17 protein-coding genes, 1 tRNA gene and 1 pseudogene are annotated in these 14,813 nt (G+C 66.6%); 11 read left to right on the forward strand and 8 right to left on the reverse strand.

The window, feature by feature from the left end; all coding sequences use genetic code 11:
- Positions 1-139: 139 nt before the first annotated feature.
- A tRNA-Gln gene (locus D1J51_RS10185) sits at positions 140-214 on the forward strand.
- Positions 215-316: 102 nt separating this feature from the next.
- Here D1J51_RS10185 and D1J51_RS10190 read toward each other — a convergent pair.
- Together D1J51_RS10190 and D1J51_RS10195 are read right to left on the reverse strand one after the other, a co-directional pair.
- Positions 317-1,798 carry a CoA transferase gene (locus tag D1J51_RS10190; RefSeq protein WP_162903757.1) on the reverse strand — a complete coding sequence of 494 codons (1,482 nt, stop codon included), beginning with the start codon at positions 1,796-1,798 and terminating at the stop codon, positions 317-319.
- A 368-nt stretch (positions 1,799-2,166) separates the two neighbouring features.
- Positions 2,167-2,565 carry a DUF6508 domain-containing protein gene (locus D1J51_RS10195; protein WP_119075083.1) on the reverse strand — a complete coding sequence of 133 codons (399 nt, stop codon included), beginning with the start codon at positions 2,563-2,565 and terminating at the stop codon, positions 2,167-2,169.
- A gap of 79 nt (positions 2,566-2,644) precedes the next feature.
- On the opposite strand from D1J51_RS10195, the gene D1J51_RS10200 reads away from it, so the two are divergent.
- The gene (locus tag D1J51_RS10200) at positions 2,645-3,136 is read left to right on the forward strand and encodes a hypothetical protein (protein WP_119075084.1); all 492 of its coding nucleotides are present in this window, start codon (positions 2,645-2,647) and stop codon (positions 3,134-3,136) included.
- Between the two features lie 54 nt (positions 3,137-3,190).
- Here the strand turns inward: D1J51_RS10200 and D1J51_RS10205 are convergent, their stop codons facing one another.
- Positions 3,191-4,192, reverse strand: a complete 1,002-nt coding sequence (locus D1J51_RS10205; RefSeq protein WP_119075085.1) for a DUF4031 domain-containing protein — start codon at positions 4,190-4,192, stop codon at positions 3,191-3,193.
- A 184-nt stretch (positions 4,193-4,376) separates the two neighbouring features.
- Here D1J51_RS10205 and D1J51_RS10210 point away from each other — a divergent pair, with 184 nt between their 5' ends.
- The 7 genes from D1J51_RS10210 to D1J51_RS10240 all read left to right on the forward strand — a co-directional run bounded on the left by D1J51_RS10210 (position 4,377) and on the right by D1J51_RS10240 (position 10,406).
- A complete protein-coding gene (locus D1J51_RS10210; protein ID WP_119075086.1) occupies positions 4,377-5,090 on the forward strand; it encodes a GntR family transcriptional regulator in 714 nt (237 codons plus the stop codon).
- Between the two features lie 151 nt (positions 5,091-5,241).
- Complete coding sequence (locus D1J51_RS10215) at positions 5,242-6,003, forward strand: acetoacetate decarboxylase family protein (protein WP_162903758.1); 762 nt, start codon at positions 5,242-5,244, stop codon at positions 6,001-6,003.
- Positions 6,004-6,017: 14 nt separating this feature from the next.
- Positions 6,018-6,761, forward strand: coding sequence for an acetoacetate decarboxylase family protein (locus D1J51_RS10220; RefSeq protein WP_162903759.1), 744 nt, complete (start codon positions 6,018-6,020; stop codon positions 6,759-6,761).
- A 55-nt stretch (positions 6,762-6,816) separates the two neighbouring features.
- Entirely contained in the window at positions 6,817-7,575 is a 759-nt protein-coding gene (locus D1J51_RS10225) for an acetoacetate decarboxylase family protein (protein WP_119075089.1), read from the forward strand.
- Between the two features lie 58 nt (positions 7,576-7,633).
- A complete protein-coding gene (locus D1J51_RS10230) occupies positions 7,634-8,524 on the forward strand; it encodes an ABC transporter substrate-binding protein (protein ID WP_119075090.1) in 891 nt (296 codons plus the stop codon).
- Complete coding sequence (locus D1J51_RS10235; protein ID WP_119075091.1) at positions 8,524-9,648, forward strand: amino acid ABC transporter permease; 1,125 nt, start codon at positions 8,524-8,526, stop codon at positions 9,646-9,648. Before D1J51_RS10230 ends, D1J51_RS10235 begins: the two co-directional genes overlap by 1 nt.
- A gap of 2 nt (positions 9,649-9,650) precedes the next feature.
- Entirely contained in the window at positions 9,651-10,406 is a 756-nt protein-coding gene (locus D1J51_RS10240) for an amino acid ABC transporter ATP-binding protein (RefSeq protein WP_119075092.1), read from the forward strand.
- Between the two features lie 45 nt (positions 10,407-10,451).
- Here the strand turns inward: D1J51_RS10240 and D1J51_RS10245 are convergent, their stop codons facing one another.
- Both D1J51_RS10245 and D1J51_RS10250 read right to left on the reverse strand, forming a co-directional pair.
- Entirely contained in the window at positions 10,452-10,943 is a 492-nt protein-coding gene (locus D1J51_RS10245; protein WP_119075093.1) for a SixA phosphatase family protein, read from the reverse strand.
- The gene (locus tag D1J51_RS10250; RefSeq protein ID WP_119075094.1) at positions 10,940-11,137 is read right to left on the reverse strand and encodes a helix-hairpin-helix domain-containing protein; all 198 of its coding nucleotides are present in this window, start codon (positions 11,135-11,137) and stop codon (positions 10,940-10,942) included. The genes D1J51_RS10245 and D1J51_RS10250 overlap by 4 nt, the downstream gene beginning before the upstream one ends.
- Before the next feature lie 189 nt (positions 11,138-11,326).
- Here D1J51_RS10250 and D1J51_RS10255 point away from each other — a divergent pair, with 189 nt between their 5' ends.
- Positions 11,327-12,556 carry an MFS transporter gene (locus D1J51_RS10255; RefSeq protein ID WP_119075095.1) on the forward strand — a complete coding sequence of 410 codons (1,230 nt, stop codon included), beginning with the start codon at positions 11,327-11,329 and terminating at the stop codon, positions 12,554-12,556.
- Here D1J51_RS10255 and D1J51_RS18390 read toward each other — a convergent pair.
- Both D1J51_RS18390 and D1J51_RS10265 read right to left on the reverse strand, forming a co-directional pair.
- A complete protein-coding gene (locus D1J51_RS18390) occupies positions 12,553-13,557 on the reverse strand; it encodes a helix-turn-helix transcriptional regulator (RefSeq protein ID WP_240423136.1) in 1,005 nt (334 codons plus the stop codon). The genes D1J51_RS10255 and D1J51_RS18390 overlap by 4 nt on opposite strands.
- Positions 13,558-13,618: 61 nt before the next feature.
- A complete protein-coding gene (locus D1J51_RS10265; protein ID WP_119075109.1) occupies positions 13,619-13,957 on the reverse strand; it encodes a DUF4342 domain-containing protein in 339 nt (112 codons plus the stop codon).
- 310 nt (positions 13,958-14,267) lie between these two features.
- Between D1J51_RS10265 and D1J51_RS10270 the strand changes: the two genes are divergently transcribed.
- Complete coding sequence (locus tag D1J51_RS10270) at positions 14,268-14,438, forward strand: hypothetical protein (RefSeq protein ID WP_162903760.1); 171 nt, start codon at positions 14,268-14,270, stop codon at positions 14,436-14,438.
- 30 nt (positions 14,439-14,468) lie between these two features.
- Here D1J51_RS10270 and D1J51_RS10275 read toward each other — a convergent pair.
- Positions 14,469-14,813: pseudogene (locus D1J51_RS10275) on the reverse strand (transposase); the annotation flags it as partial.

Consider the following 14,813-nt stretch of genomic DNA (forward strand, 5'->3'; position numbering starts at 1 on the left):
GCGATTCGCGGCATAAGATGAGCGGCAGAATCGAGGCTGAAGGCGGCGTCGCAGAGCTCAGCACCATTTGGACTTCCCGGTCCAGATCGGGTAGAGTAATCTCTCGGTGCTGAGTTCCTCGGAGGTCAGATCTCCGTCTTGGGATATGGTGTAATTGGCAACACTACGGTTTCTGGTACCGTCATTCTAGGTTCGAGTCCTGGTATCCCAGCCACATAGAATCCCCGGTCAGACCCCTTCGGGCCGAGCACTCCGCTTCCCGGCCTGGCAGCCTCGGGCAGCGCCCGTCAGAGCCCGCCAGGGGCGGTGCGGCCCCCTAACCGGTCGTGCTCCAGACCGGCGGATCGGCACCCCAGCGGTGCAGCGGCGAGCGGTACTCGGTGGGAGCGCCGTCGAAGGCGAGGATCGGGGGAGCGCACTCCACACGGGAAGTCGCCCCGCCGCTCGCGGTCACGACCGGCACGGACGTCGTGGGGAGCGCGAGCTCCTGGTCGACGGAAGCGGCGGCATCGGCGGCGTGCGGCGCCGGACCGGCTGCGAGGAGCTCGTTCGCGATGCGGGCGAGGCTGACTCGGATCCCGAACGATCCGCCCTCGCGCCGCTGCCTCAGGAGCGCGGTGGCGATGGACGCGGCCAGGAAATGACCCGCCGAGTGATCCAGCGCCTGCACGGGCAACGCGCCGGGGGTGGTGCCGCCGTCAGTGCTCTCCAGCACGGCGACACCCGACGCGGCCTGCACGAGGCTGTCGAAGCCCCGGCGCCGCCCCCAGGGGCCCTCCGTACCCCAGGCGGAGAGCTGCGCGACGACGATGCCGGGAAAGCGGCGGTGGAGCGCTTCGAAATCGAGACCGTACTTCGACAGGGCAGACGGGCGATAGCCGTGCACGACCACGTCGGCGCTCTCGAGCAGCTGCCGCACCCGGTCGAGGTCAGCGGAACGGTCGAGGTCGAGCAGGGTCGATCGCTTTGCCTGGCCGGTGTCGAGGTGCTGCCACGCCACCTCGGGGAGGCGGGGCGAGTCGATCCGGAGCACGTCGGCGCCCGCGGTCGCGAGGTCGCGGGTCGCGACCGGTCCCGCGATGACCCTCGTGAGGTCCAGCACCCGTATGCCCGTGAGCGGGAGGCCGCCCGCCTCGCGCCAACGGCGCGGCGCGGCGTTTCCCCGCGACTCGAGATGCACCGCCGGGGAGCGCTCGAGAACGGAGAACTGGGGGTGCGATCGCCACTCCGAAGGATCCCGGACCGCGATGATCAGGGCGCCCGCTCGGGCCGCCCGGTCCTCCAGCTCGAACCGGCCCCGGTCGCGCATCGCCGCCCCGACGGCGGCTCGCCCGGCCCGGGCGGGGAGGCCGAGGAGCGCCGTGAGCCGTTCGACGTGGTGCGGGTAGTTCCCGTGCGTGCGCACCCACCCGTCCGACACCCGCCAGAAGTCGGAGAGGGGCGCACGGAACCGGGGGGCGGACCCGTCGATCCTGAACAGCCGCTCGCTGCCGAACGACGCCTGCACCCGGCTCGCGTCGACCCTGATCGAGCGCATGCCGGGGGTGGAGACGCCCCGGTCGCTCCCCACGAGGGCCATCGCCAGCGAGGACAGGGCCGCGCTGTCGTACGCGAGTTCCGCGACGCGCAGGGTCGATCTCCAGCTCGGCAGCCGCCGCGCCGGGGCGATGGCGGCGATATCGTCGGGCTGAAGCGCCAGCGCGTCGGCGACCCGGCCGCCGACGCGGTGCAGCGGCGAATCCGCGGGGCGCCCCTCGTCCGCGCCCGGGTCTTCGCTCTGGTCGGCTGTTCGAATCATCGTCGGCACCTCCGCTCTCATTCTGACCGCGGCGCTTGCGTATTCGCCGTGTCGCGCCCTCAGCCGGGGCCAGAGCCTCGCTTGAAGCGCCCGCCGTTCACCCTCGCGTCGCCGGCCGCGACCACGAGGATCGCGCGCTCGGGCGCCGCCGGGTCGTGGAAGCCGAGGGTCTTCGTGATGCGCTCGGGATCGGTGCCGGCCCGCTACGCCGCGAACTCGACGGTGGCGCTCGGCTCGGCGAACTCGAGGATCTCGCCGATCCAGCCGCGGCCCTCCAGGTGTGCGCGAACACGGTCGACTGCCAAGGTTGCTCCCTTCGTCATTCCCGGTGATCGGACGATGAGGGGGCCGGGATCACCGCTCCGCTTTCAACGCCCGGATCCCGATCCCGGATCCGCGACCTCGACCAGCCTCTCGAACATCTGCAGCAGACGGCCGTCCTCGATGTACGCGGCGATGAGCCCGTCGTCGAACCGGTCGCCTCGCATCAGGTACGTGAACCAGGTTGACAGATCACTCATCGAGGCGGAGGGGATGGGGGCTTCGCGCAGCGGCTCGATGTTGCTCATGTAGTCGTGGTCGGGCCCGGCCACGTGATTGTAGGCCGCATAGAGCGCGTCGAAGATGCGCCTGTCGTAGTGCGGCCACCACGCCACGTTCGAATCGCCGGATGGTGCGGCGTCGCCATTCCCGTCGCCGTTCCCCTCGGTGGAGCGCCCGCCGCGCATCGCCTCGATGCCGAGACGGATCGTCCGCAGATCGTTCATGCACAACAGGATATCGATATCGCAGCGCGGCGGTGCGCACCCGGTGCCGAATCCTCGCGGCGCCTGGCAGACTGGACGCATGCCCTCCTCGCGAAACCCGCTCTCGGTGATCACCGGAGTCGCGCTCATCGTCGCGCCGCTCGTCGCCTGGGGCCTGAAGCTCGTCTCCGGCGGGTGGATGGTGTTCGTCATCATCTTCGGGCCGATCCTGGTGCTGCTCGCCGCCTACGCGCTGCAGATCGTGATCGCGGCGCAGGGCTTCCTCTCGAAGCGGGAGCTTTTCGGCGCCGCGCGGCTGCGCGCGACGCTGGCCGCGTGGCTCACATCGCTCTGCGTGCTCGCGCTGGGCATCTTCATGCCCGACGGCGGCGACACGGACTACGGGTCGACGCTCCAGGTGTGGATGGGCGCATACGGGCCGAACAGCGATGCCGTGCACGCCGCAACCGATGATCTGACGGCCATCGCTGCGCTGCTCTCGGCCGTCCTGTGGGTCGGCGCCTTCGTCTGGCTCTTCGTGGAGTGGGTCGTGGCGCTCGGCCGCCGGCGGCGCTCCGCGCTCGCGGTTTGACCCCGGTGGTCGAGCTTTTGACGAGGCCCGGAGCGGCGACCTCGGCTCGTAGATTCACTCAGCCTCCGCTGCTCGCCTCACCCCGGATCCCGCACCCTCAGCGGTTACTACCTGCAGCAGCCCCTCGAACTCCGCGCTCACGTTCTCGCGGGCCCGACGCTCCCAGAGCTGCTGCGCGGTGGCGGTGCGGTAGATGGCGGGCTGCTGCAGGTAGCCGCTGAGGATGCGGGATCGGCCCGCCGCGAAGTCGGGATCGGCGACGTGCGCGTACTCTGCGCGCACCGCCAGCGAGTACTGCTGGTAGCGGTGCGGTGAGGAGGCGAAGATGGAGAGGTCCGCGTCGAGCAGGTGCGCGAGCGGCGCTGCGGGATCCCGAACCTCTCGAGCGGGCGTCGTGGCGACGATGAACTCGCCCACCTGACTCGTCAGCGCGGCGTCGATGGACAGCGCGGCGAGCGAGCCTGCGGCGAGGTGCGCCGACGCGAGCTCGTCGCTGCCGGCGTCGTCGCCCGCGGCGCCCGTGTAGACGGCGTCGTGGAACCAGGCGGCCAGCAGTGTGGCGGGAGAGAGGCGCTCGCCGCGGGTGGCGAGGTGGTCGAGCGCCAGCAGCACGTCTTCGAGGTGCCGCTCGTCGTGGTAGCTGCGGTGCGGTTCGTTCCAGCGGGTGAGGAGGTGCTCGCCGAGGCGGTGCCAGTCGTTCTCCGCCTGTCGAGTCCGCCCGATGCCGACCAGCGCGCCGAGCCCGGACCACTCCGCTCTCAGATACTGGCGTCTGCGCAGCGGCGCGACCGTCTCGCGCTCGGCCTGCCGCACGCGCAGGCCCGAGCCCCGCAACGCGTGGACGACGTCCTTCGCGGTGACCGGCCGCGCGCTCTGCGCGACGGCTGCTTCGTAGAGCGACGCGGGCACGTCGTAGTGGTCGAGGTCGAAGCTGCGCCGGGGGAGGCCGAGGCGCCTGGCGAAGGCGTGCAACTCGTCGTAGCCGGCGTCGGAGATGAGGTGACTCCAGAGGGTGCCGTGCGCGGGCCACGCGGGCGGGTCGATGAGGATCGCCATCCTCTCAGGGTACTGCGCGGATCCGCCGCTCGAGGGAGTCTCGGCTGGTTGATCGAGCGCAGCGAACGACGGCCCGGGCCGACATCGCTCGACAGCCGTTCATGCGCGGCTGCATCAAGTGAAATGTAAGTCTTCGTTCAGCTGTTAGCCTGTCACCACGAGACTGATTCAGAGGGGGCTTCGGGTGCTAGCGAAGAATTCTGCGCAGGAGCGGGAGGAGCCGAGCCTCAGTGGTCGCGCTTATCAAGAGATCTGGCAGCGAATCGTCCATCTCGATTACAAGCCGCTTGAGGTGCTCAACGAAAAGCAATTGAGCATCGAGCTCGGCGTAGGGTTGTCTCCGGTGCGCCAAGCCCTGCGTCGGCTCGAGTACGACGGTCTGGTCATGATCCTGCCACGTCGCGGCACGCTGGCTACCGAGATCAGCTTGAACGCCATCCAGTGGGAACTGGAGATCCGGGTCGAGTTGGAGGGCCTTGCGGCTCGTCTTGCCGCTGCCCGCGGCACGCCAGAGGAACAACAGCAGGTGTCGCAACTCGTCGACCTCATGGAGGAAGTGTCTTCGCAAGGAGACGAGTTGCCGACCCACATGCGTTTCACTGAGTTCGACAATCAGTTGCATCGCATGATTTACCAGCAGACGCGCAATCCGAGTCTGGCGCTTGACCTCGAACGTCACTTTGCGCACGCTCTGAGGATCTGGTTCTACTGCCATCGGCTGCAGCCGAGTGGGCACGGCGGGTTCTCCCTCGCGGAGTATGACACTCGGCGATACCGCGAACTCGTGCACGCGCTTGAGGATCGAGACGGGGAACGCGCCGAGGAACTGATGCGTCGTCATGTGCAGCAAGACACGGAGGATGCGCTGGCGATGATGCGCAGGCTTGGCTCCCCCTGATAGGTGCGTGGGAGAGGCCTCGTGGATCCGCCGTCGCCGAATCTGCGGTCGAAAAGACGCAGATCACTTGCAAAAATGTAACTATTTACTTAACTGAAATGTCAATGTGTTACTCTGGCGTCGTACATATTGCGACCGAAGGGGCTCACGAGTGGCAGAGCAGTTCGAACCCGCGAGGTTCTTCAGGTTCTTAGGGTTCGACTCGGGAGACCAGCAATACAGCTGTCCCGACCTCAAGACGCTCAACGTCTACTGCCGTGGAGACGAAGCCCAGCTTGAACGCCTGATCTCGCACACCCCGCTCCATCTCGAGGGCGACATCTTCGTGGTCACGGTCGCCGATTTCGAGAACTGCACCATGACTCGGGGGCGGTATTTCGACAGCGGGATCATCATCCCCGTCTCATATGGGGAGGAGAAGGGCGGCACATACTTCTTCGAGTTTGAGGACGAGCACTGGAGCACGGCGACGGGGCGCGAGCTCTGGGGGTATCCGAAGCGGTACGCGAAGATCTCGCTTGAGCAGGACGAGACGGGAGCGCGGGGGAGAACCTGGCACTACGAGACAGCGCTGCTTGATGGCTCCGTGGAGTTCGACGATGCCGTGACGAACGAGGCCTGGTCGCATCTCGCTTTCGCCCCGAACATCCAGGTGCGAGCCGTTCCGGAGTTCGACGGGGATTCCTACTCGCACTTCGACGTGATCAAGCGCAACACCGTCGCTAACTTCGTCACCAAGGAGCGCCGCTACGGTCACGGCTCGGTGAGCCTCGGCCCCGTCGATATCGGATCGGGCGTGCTTGATGGGCGACCGCTCGAGGTGGTCGAGGTGCTCGGCGCCGAGTACACCGTCGGAGATTTCGCTTCGACCGCTGAGAACGGAACCCCGGTGACCCTCGGGTCGCTGGTGTGAGAGAGAAGGGCGACATGGCGTACCGCATCGAGTCATTCAAGCGGTTCACGGGATCGATGCCCGGAAACAGCACGTACGAGGTGCGGGATCTCCGCCAGTTGTGGGTGTTCTGCCGCGGCGACCGGGACCAGCTCGCGCGCCTTGCGAGCTACACCCCCTTCGAACCGCGGAGCGACGTGTTCGTGCTTGGCGTGGCGGATTTCTCGAGCGGTCCCGGTTGGTTCGATGCGAGTCTCGTGCTCCCCGTCACCTTCCGAGGCGAGGTCGGTGGAAGTTACTTCTTCGAATACGAGGATCAGCACGACTCCGTCGCGATGGGCAGAGAGGCCTGGGGATATCCGAAGGCGCTTGCGCGAGTTGAATGGCAGGAGGATGCGCACGGCATCTCCACCCGGGTCTACGACTACGACACCGATGTCTTCTCCATCGAGGTCGATTTCGATAGCACCGTCGACGACAGCGCCTGGCGGCACCTCGCGATCTATCCGCAGTACCAGGTTCGCGCAGTTCCGCAGCAGGCGGGATCCTCATTCGACAGTCTCGACGTGCTCAGCCGGGATCCGTCGCGCGATTGGGTCGCTAAAGATCGACTGCTGGGCCGAGCAGAGGTGAAGATCGGGCGGCTTGACCTCACGAATGGGATCCTCGACGGCGAGCGCCTTGAAGTAGTAGAGGTGCTCGGAGCCGAGCTGTGCATCGGCGATTACTACTCAACCGCTGAGAACGGAGTGCCGCGAAAGATCGCGAGCCTCCTCTGAGCCACGCGCCAACCAGTTATCACCACTACGACAGCACGGAAACGGATGCACCCAGATGAAGCAGAATTACGATCCGACCTCCTTCTTCGACTTCCTAGATTTCGGCCCCGTCAAGACCTACGCTTGTGATGGACTGCGCACGCTGGCGGTGTACTGTCGGGGCAACTGCGAGCAGATGGAGAAGCTGCTCGAGCCCACGCCTTTCACACTCGCAGACGACCGCTTCGTTGTCTCGGTCGCCGATTTCGCCAATATTCGCGCCCTCACCGGGCGCCCGAGCTATCCGTACTTCGATGCGGCGATTGTGCTCCCCGTCGAGATCAACGGGGAACGGGGCGGCAACTACTACTTCGAGTGGGAGGACAGTCACGTGAGCGTGGCTTCCGGTCGCGAATTGTGGGGATATCCCAAACGCTTCGCGAAGATCGCGCTTAACGAGATCGAAGGCGGCCTGCACGCGAAGACCTGGGACTACGAGAAGCCGGTCTTCGATATCGATTTCACCTTCGATGACTCGGTTACCGGCGAGAACTGGAACGATGTCGCGATGGCACCGCACTTCCAGGTGCGCGCGGTGCCCGAGGTCGATGGGCCTGGCTTCGAGTCCTTCAAGGTGATCAGCCGGGACGCAGGTCAGGATTTCGAGCTGCTCTCGAAGCACCGCGGTCGGGCGACGGTCGAGTTCGGTCCAGAGATTCAGGTCGCCGACGAGCCCTTCGAGATCGTCGAGGTTCTCGGCGCGGAGTACACCGTCGGCAATTACGTCTCGAGCCAGGAGAACGGCATCCCTCGGATTGTCGCCTCGTTCGTCTGACCTGTTGGAGCGCATCCGCGCTTCAACTACACAAGAAATATGAGATGGAGTATCGACGATGATGCGATCGAAGAAGAAAGCTCTGAGCGCGATGGGCGCGCTTGGAATTGTATCGCTGGTGCTTTCGGGCTGCTCGGCCGGAGGCCGCGGCGACACCGGTTCTGGCACCGAAGCGAAACCGTTTGGTGAGTGCGACATCAGTGACAAGAAGGGCACTTATGAGCTCGACACCGTTACGGATGGCGTACTCACCATCGCGGTGCCTTGGCCCTCGCCGAGCGGCTATCCAGGGGAGTCTCCTGAAGAGGTCGAGGGCGGCTACCTTTACTGTCTGACGGCCGAGATCGCAAACCGAGCAGGTCTCAATGATGTGGTGATCGAGACGACCAGCTTCGAGGCGCTGATCACCGCTCGTACGCAGAACTACGACATGTCGCTCTGGGACGTCATCGTCACGCCCGAGCGTGAGAAGGTCGTCGATTTCTCCTCGCCGTACATGAACATCCAGACCGGTGTCGCTGTGCGGGAAAAGGACAAGGATATGACGATCGAGGACATGCCGAATGCTCGTCTCGGCTTCTTGGCCGGGTCAAAGGCCGAGGAACTCGTCGCCGAGCGGTTCCCCGATGCCGAAACCCTCACCTTCCAGGGCAATGACGACATGTTTGCAGCGCTTATGGCGAATCAGGTGGACATGATTATGAACGACACCATCACCCTCATGCCGTTGGCATACAACTCGGGCGGAAAGGCGGCTGTGATCGGCCAGTTCCGCACCGATAGCCCGCTCGCCGCCGTGCTACCCAAGGGCTCGCCCAACACCGCTCCGACAAGCGAGATCATCGATGAGATGCGCGAAGACGGCACCATCGACGAGATCCTGACCAAGTGGCTGTACGAGGGTTACGGCGGCAATCCGGACGATATCCCCTTCTGGGATGAGCAGTGATGACTTCGACTGGTAAGACGCGGGATCCGTTCTCGGCTCCCGGGGCGGTGACCGGCGACACGGGACTCTTCGAGTTCACGCCGGCACCGCCGCTGAAGACCTCAGCCCGCCTCGCGGGGGTGGTGGTCATGGCGATCGCCATGGTGTTTGTTGCGACGGCGGCCTGGGCCGCCGTCGCGGCGACCGAAGTCGAGTGGGTCAAGTGGATGTTCACCGCTGCGGCGGTCCTCGGACTGGCCTCGGTCGTCCTACCCGGCGTCAGAGCTTTCGGAGAGCACCGGACCATGCGCCGCTCGTGGCAGGCGGGGGAGTACACTGCGTCTCGCCGGGCCTCGGCGAACAGTCGGACGCTCTCGCTCAAGGCGATCGGCCTAGGGGGCTTCTCGCTGGTCGTCGTCACCCTGGTGCTCTTCATCACGGTGAACAACGGCGCGGTGCGCGAGACGTTCTTCGACTTCGGGATCATCGTGCAGAGCTTCCAGCGCGTGCTGATGGCCTTCGGCATCAACGTGCTGATCGCGGTCGCGGCAGAGGCGCTGTCGCTGCTGTTCGGCCTCGGGCTGGCGCTGATCAGGCAGATGAAGGGCCCGGGCACCGGCCCGCTGCGCGCCCTCGCGATCACCTATATCGACATCTTCCGCGGCCTCCCCGGCATCATCGTCATCTATCTCGTCTGCTTCGGCCTGCCGCTCACGGGCATCCCCGTGATCTCGGAGCAGAGCCTGCTGACCTATGCGATCATCGCGCTGACGCTGACCTACAGCGCCTACTGCGCCGAGCAGTTCCGCTCGGGCATCGAGGCCGTGCACCGCAGCCAGATGGCGGCGGCGCTCTCCCTGGGACTCTCCTCGGGTGCGGCAACCCGCAAGGTCGTGCTGCCGCAGGTGGCGCGCACCATCGCGGCGCCCATGCTCAGCAACTTCATCGGCCTGCAGAAGGACACCGCTCTCGTTTACGTGGTGGGCATCATGGAGGCGTTCACCCAGGCGAAGACCTTCTCGGTCACCTACTACAACCTGTCGTCGGTGACGGTGGTGTGCCTGCTCTTCATCCTCATCACGATCCCGCAGACCCGGCTCGTCGACTACATCCTCGCGAAGCAGGACCGAAAGGCCAGGGGGTAACCATGAGCAGTGAAGCGTTCATCGAGTACCGCGACGTCTCCAAAGCCTACGGCGAGACCCGCGTGCTCAACGACATCAACCTCTCGGTCAAGAAGCACGAGGTGATCTGCCTCATCGGCGCCTCCGGCTCGGGCAAGTCGACCCTGCTTCGCGTGACGAACGGTCTCGAGGAGATCGCCGAGGGCGAGGTCGCGATCGAGGGCGATGTCGTCTCCGGCCCCGGCGTGGACTTGGTGCAGCTGCGGCGCAAGATCGGCATGGTCTTTCAGAGCTACAACCTTTTCCCGCACATGTCGGTGCTGAAGAACTGCATTCTCACCCCGGTCGAGACCGGCCTCATGAGCCGGGCCGAGGCCACCGATGCGGCGCAGCAGATGCTGGAGCGGATCGGCCTGGGCGACAAGGGCGACTCGTATCCGGATCGGCTCTCGGGCGGACAGCAGCAGCGCGTCGCTATCGCGCGCAGCCTGCTCATGCGACCGAAGGCGCTGCTGCTCGATGAGATCACAGCAGCGCTGGATCCCGAGCTCGTGATGGAGGTGCTCGATCTCGTGCGGGAGCTCGCTGAGACCGGCATGACGCTGATCCTCGCGACTCATGAGATGAGCTTTGCGCGGGAAGTGTCGGATCGCATCTGCTTTCTGCACCAGTCTCGTCTGCTTGAGGTAGGCCCGCCGGAGCAGATCTTCGATCAGCCGCAGGAGAAGGCCACGCGCCAGTTTCTGCGGCGGGTGAACGAGGCCGGTCGCATGCGCTGAGAGCTACCCTCTGCCCTACCGAACGGCTCACCCGTTCTGCGACTCTCATTCCATTTCGTGCGCGGTGCCGCGCGGCGAATCAAACCACCATCTAGCGGACACTCGGCTCCCGAGTTCGCTCCAAGACTCCGCGGCCCAAGCAAACCGAGCCACTGCACAGGTCGGCATGTGCGCAATCCCATCGCCGGATAGTTGGGCCGCGAGATCGGAGATCCCGGGGTTGTGCGCCACCACCATCGCGGATGCCGCGTTCGTCCCGGCCGCCTTCGCCAGCAGCGTCGAAGCGGGCGCGGCATACAGCTCCGGATCGAGCTCGACCTCCAGTTCCAGTTCCGCCCCGAACGCCGCGGCCGTGGTTCGCGCCCGTACGGCCGTGCTCGAAACGATCCGCTCCACCTCGGCACCCGAGCGAGCGAGCCGCTCGGCCATCAACGGAGCATCGTGTCTCCCGCGCTCATTCAGCGGCCGGTCATGGTCGGCCACGCCCGCGTCGCCCCAGTCGGACTTCGCGTGCCGCACGAGGATGAGTTCGATCATCGTCCGCCTCCACCGGGTTTCGCGCGGGCTTTCCCAAGGCGCTTGACCGCGGTGGGGCCGACGCCGTGCAGGTGCAGCAGCTGAGCGAGGTCGTCGGGCAGATCTTCGACAGACGCATAGCCCGCTTCGATGAGCGCCCCGGTCGCCGGGCGACCGATCCTGATTCCGTCGAATACTGGTCCGCGATCCTCCATGCAACGAGGATAGCCGCGGACCGGGATTCTGTCGCTCCTGCGCCGAGCCCCCGGTCATGCAGGGCGTCGTGCGCCGCGCGCACGACAAGCGACGCCGTCAGGCCCGCTTCGGACCCGTTCCGGACGATCCGTCGGGTGCACCGGACGAGCGGTCGGGCGGTGCCGTGTCGAAGCCGGGAGGCTGGAGGCATGACCACGACTGCGCCCATTCCCATCGTCTCGGGTTCGACGTCCGACACCGCCGGTCCGGAGCCGGCGCCGCGCATGCGCTACGGCGCCCTCATCGCGATGATGACGATGAGCTTCCTGCTCGTCACCGCGGAGTTCCTGCCCAACGGCGTGCTGACCGAGATCGCCGATGAGCTCCGCATCACCCCGGGGCAGGCGGGGCAGCTGGTGACCGTGACCGCGCTCGTCGGGCTGTTCGTCGCGCCGACCGTCGGCCTGATGTTCCAGCGTCTGGATCGCCGCTCGTTGCTCGTCTGGCTGGCCGTGTCGGCCGCCGCGTCGAACGCCATCGTCGCGGTCGTGCCGAACCTGCCGCTGATGCTGCTGGCGCGGGTGCTGCTGGGCGCGGCTCTGTCGGGCTTCTGGGCGATGTCGATCACCGTGGCCGCGAGGATCGCCGGCCCCGCGAGGGTGGGGCGGGCCGTGGTCTTCACCACCGCGGGCACCTCCCTCGCCACGGTGGCGGGCGTACCGGTCGGGGTGATGCTCACCGAGGTGCTGGGCTGGCGCGGCGTCTTCGGCATCGCGGCGGCCGCGACCGTGCTGCTCGCCGTGGCGCTCCGCCTGCTGCTGCCGAGCGTTCCGCCGGAGGGAGCGGCACGCCTCTCCGTGCTCGTCGACACCCTCCGCCGGCCCGGGATCTCGCTGGGCATGGTCGGGCATCTGCTCGTCGTGCTGGGCCACTTCCTCGCCTACACCTACATCCGGCTCGCGCTTGAGCGGGTGCACAGCGACGGCGCGCCGATCGAAGCCGGCGTCATCGTCTTCCTGCTGGCCCTGTTCGGCGTCGGCGGCCTGATCGGCAACGTGCTGATCGGAGCGGTGGTCGACCGCGCCTACCGGCCGCTCGCGATCATCAGCCCGCTGACCATCGCGGCGACGGTGATCCTCATGATCGGCGGATCGGAGCTGCCGTGGAGCATCGGCATGGCGGCGTTCCTCTGGGGCTTCTTCTTCTCATCCTGGCTGCTCATCGTGAACACCTGGGTGGCGCACCGGATGCCGGATCGTCTCGAGGCTGGCGGCAGCCTCGTGGTGGTCGGCTTCCAGGGCGCGATCATGCTCGCCGCCGGCTTCGGCGGGATTCTCGTCGACGCCAGCAGTGTGGCGCTCGCCTACTTCTGCGGCGCGGTGATGCTGGTGCTCGGCGCCGTGCTGTTCGGGATCTCGGGGCGCGTGGGCCGGCGCTAGGCGGAGAGCATCGCTGTGCTGCGCCGCGCGCTCGAGCGCCAGGTGGACGGCGTCAAGCCGGTGCTTCGGCGGAAGGCCCGGCTGAATCCCTCGTCGGAGCGGTAGCCGAGTTCGCGGGAGACCTCGCTCACGCTGCGGCCGCGCGCGAGGAGATCCTTCGCGACGCGCATGCGCACCTCCGTGACGTATCCGGCGGGCGAACTGCCGAATGCTGCCCGGAAGCGCTCGGCGAACACCGACCGCGACATCGCGCCGGCGGCAGCGAGCGATCCAACGGACCAGTCGCGGCCCGGATCCGCGACCACCGCGGCGGCGACCCGATCCAGGAATGGATCCTTCGACAGCGACGGCCAACCCTCCGGCGCGCAGCCGCGATGCCACCACGCGCGGATCGCGGACAGCAGCACGGTCCGCGCCATCACGCGGCAGACGACGCGGTCGCCGTCGCGGCTCGGGCAGTGCTCGCGGGTGCGGGATCGGGAGTCGACCTCGGTCCCGAGGTGGAGCGTCAGCGCGGCGGCGGCGGGCTCGAGCCGGTCGAACCCCCTGATGAGCGCGAACTCCGGCAGCAGGTCGGCGAGGTGCGCCGCGTCGGGCGAGAGGTCGAGGATCGAGAGCATGATCGCGGCTCCCCGCGGAGCGCTGAGGACGAGCGACCGCCGGCCCGACGCGAGCAGCACGTCGCCATTGGACAGCGTGTGCTCGGGGTTGAGGTTCTTGCTTGTCTCGCCTCCCGAGAGGCGTTCAGAGTACTGTTCTGCTCCACCCCCTCCGGCGCGAGCGCCCTGGGTTACGACGACCTCGTCGCCGAGCCCGTAGACGAGGGACAGGCGGCCGACCTCGAGGGGGATCCTCTCGCCCCGCCCGATCCGGAATCGCGACTGCTGCCGCACCTCGACGTCCAGCGCCGCCAGCACCTCGTCGATCGTCGCCGCGGGGACGCGGAATCCCGACGGCGTCGAGGGCGCGGAGCGCGGGGCGTGTGCGGCTGTCGTGCTCATGAGACGCTCAACGGTGGAGGCGATGGGGGTATTCCGATGGGGGCCGGCGTCGGAGGCCTGGCTACTCCGCCGCCGACTCCGAGGCGCTCTCGTCCTCCTTGTCATCCTGCGGGCGCTCGACCCCGATCGTGACGCTGGTGGCAAGCGCGGCGACGGCGCCGACGGCGACGAGGATGGGGGCGAGCACGGCGCTCGCGGCCGTGACGGCGACGCCCGCTGTCAGCGGGATCTCGAAGATCGTCTCGCCGCTCTCCCGTTTGATGTAGAGCCGGCGAGCGTTCCCCTCCTCGATGATCTCGCGCACCTTGGCCATGAGCTCGTCGCCCTTGACCTTGAACTCTTCGTACCAGTTGTTGCTGCTGTTGTCTGCGCTACCCGTGTTGCCCGCGTTCTCGGTCATGAGCATTCCCTTCTCGATGAGGCGTGGCCGCAGCTTACAGAAAGAACCACGGCGCGCGCTGAGCTGTGTAGCGGGAGCGGTGCTCGGGGTGGCTCGCTGGATGCGGCGCTCTGAGCCGGAATCCTGGGTCGCCTCGGTTCTTGGGCTCGATGGCGAAACGAAGAATGTCAGTTGTTCTTGGTTCGAGTCCAGGTACCCCAGCGCAAAACTCCTCAGATTCCGCGGGAATCGGAGGAGTTTCATGTTTCCAGATTCCCTTCTTCTTGAGGTCGGGGTCCTAAACGGGGTCCAAAACCCTGTTTCTCGGCTTGTGCTGAAGGTGCGCTACGGGTTCCTCCGTATCGCTCCCGTGTGCGCCGCAGTGCTCCGGACAGTGGGTGCCTACCTGCCCTTCATGGATGTGTTGGACGAGCCGTTGATCATGACGGGGGAGCAGGTCGCCGAACTGCTCCAAGTCTCGCCGCGCACGGTCGAGGAATGAATCGGCCTGGGTTTGTCGGGGGGCTTCGTGTTAAGCGGCAGCGGGCTCGCTGACCACTCGTGTTGAATCGTAGTGGAACTCCTCGTACTCGACCGGCGGCACGTCTCCGATACCAGAGTGGAGGCGCTCCGTGTTGTACCAGTGCACCCATGACGCAGTGGCCTGCTCGACCTGCCGCCACCCCTCCCAGAGCGGGCGTTCGTGCTCGATGACCTCGGTCTTGAACAGTCCGATCGTGGACTCCATCAGCGCGTTATCCAGCGCATCACCGACAGACCCGATCGACACCCGGTGATCCCGGCGTCCTGCAACTCCTCAGTGAACGCCAGAGAGGTGTATTGGGCGGATTCAACCGGTCGTCGCAACACCGGCTTG

Source organism: Leucobacter sp. wl10, assembly GCF_003569785.1.
In the GTDB taxonomy this organism is placed as follows: Bacteria; Actinomycetota; Actinomycetes; order Actinomycetales; family Microbacteriaceae; genus Leucobacter.

Coding starts and splice junctions, on each gene's coding strand:
- D1J51_RS10200 (WP_119075084.1), top strand. CDS start 2,645: ATGCCCTCCTCGCGAAACCCGCTCTCGGTGATCACCGGAGTCGCGCTC.
- D1J51_RS10225 (WP_119075089.1), top strand. CDS start 6,817: ATGAAGCAGAATTACGATCCGACCTCCTTCTTCGACTTCCTAGATTTC.
- D1J51_RS10220 (WP_162903759.1), top strand. CDS start 6,018: ATGGCGTACCGCATCGAGTCATTCAAGCGGTTCACGGGATCGATGCCC.
- D1J51_RS10265 (WP_119075109.1), bottom strand. CDS start 13,957: ATGACCGAGAACGCGGGCAACACGGGTAGCGCAGACAACAGCAGCAAC.
- D1J51_RS10190 (WP_162903757.1), bottom strand. CDS start 1,798: ATGATTCGAACAGCCGACCAGAGCGAAGACCCGGGCGCGGACGAGGGG.
- D1J51_RS10205 (WP_119075085.1), bottom strand. CDS start 4,192: ATGGCGATCCTCATCGACCCGCCCGCGTGGCCCGCGCACGGCACCCTC.
- D1J51_RS10230 (WP_119075090.1), top strand. CDS start 7,634: ATGATGCGATCGAAGAAGAAAGCTCTGAGCGCGATGGGCGCGCTTGGA.
- D1J51_RS10195 (WP_119075083.1), bottom strand. CDS start 2,565: ATGAACGATCTGCGGACGATCCGTCTCGGCATCGAGGCGATGCGCGGC.
- D1J51_RS18390 (WP_240423136.1), bottom strand. CDS start 13,557: ATGAGCACGACAGCCGCACACGCCCCGCGCTCCGCGCCCTCGACGCCG.
- D1J51_RS10255 (WP_119075095.1), top strand. CDS start 11,327: ATGACCACGACTGCGCCCATTCCCATCGTCTCGGGTTCGACGTCCGAC.
- D1J51_RS10250 (WP_119075094.1), bottom strand. CDS start 11,137: ATGGAGGATCGCGGACCAGTATTCGACGGAATCAGGATCGGTCGCCCG.
- D1J51_RS10235 (WP_119075091.1), top strand. CDS start 8,524: ATGACTTCGACTGGTAAGACGCGGGATCCGTTCTCGGCTCCCGGGGCG.
- D1J51_RS10240 (WP_119075092.1), top strand. CDS start 9,651: ATGAGCAGTGAAGCGTTCATCGAGTACCGCGACGTCTCCAAAGCCTAC.
- D1J51_RS10245 (WP_119075093.1), bottom strand. CDS start 10,943: ATGATCGAACTCATCCTCGTGCGGCACGCGAAGTCCGACTGGGGCGAC.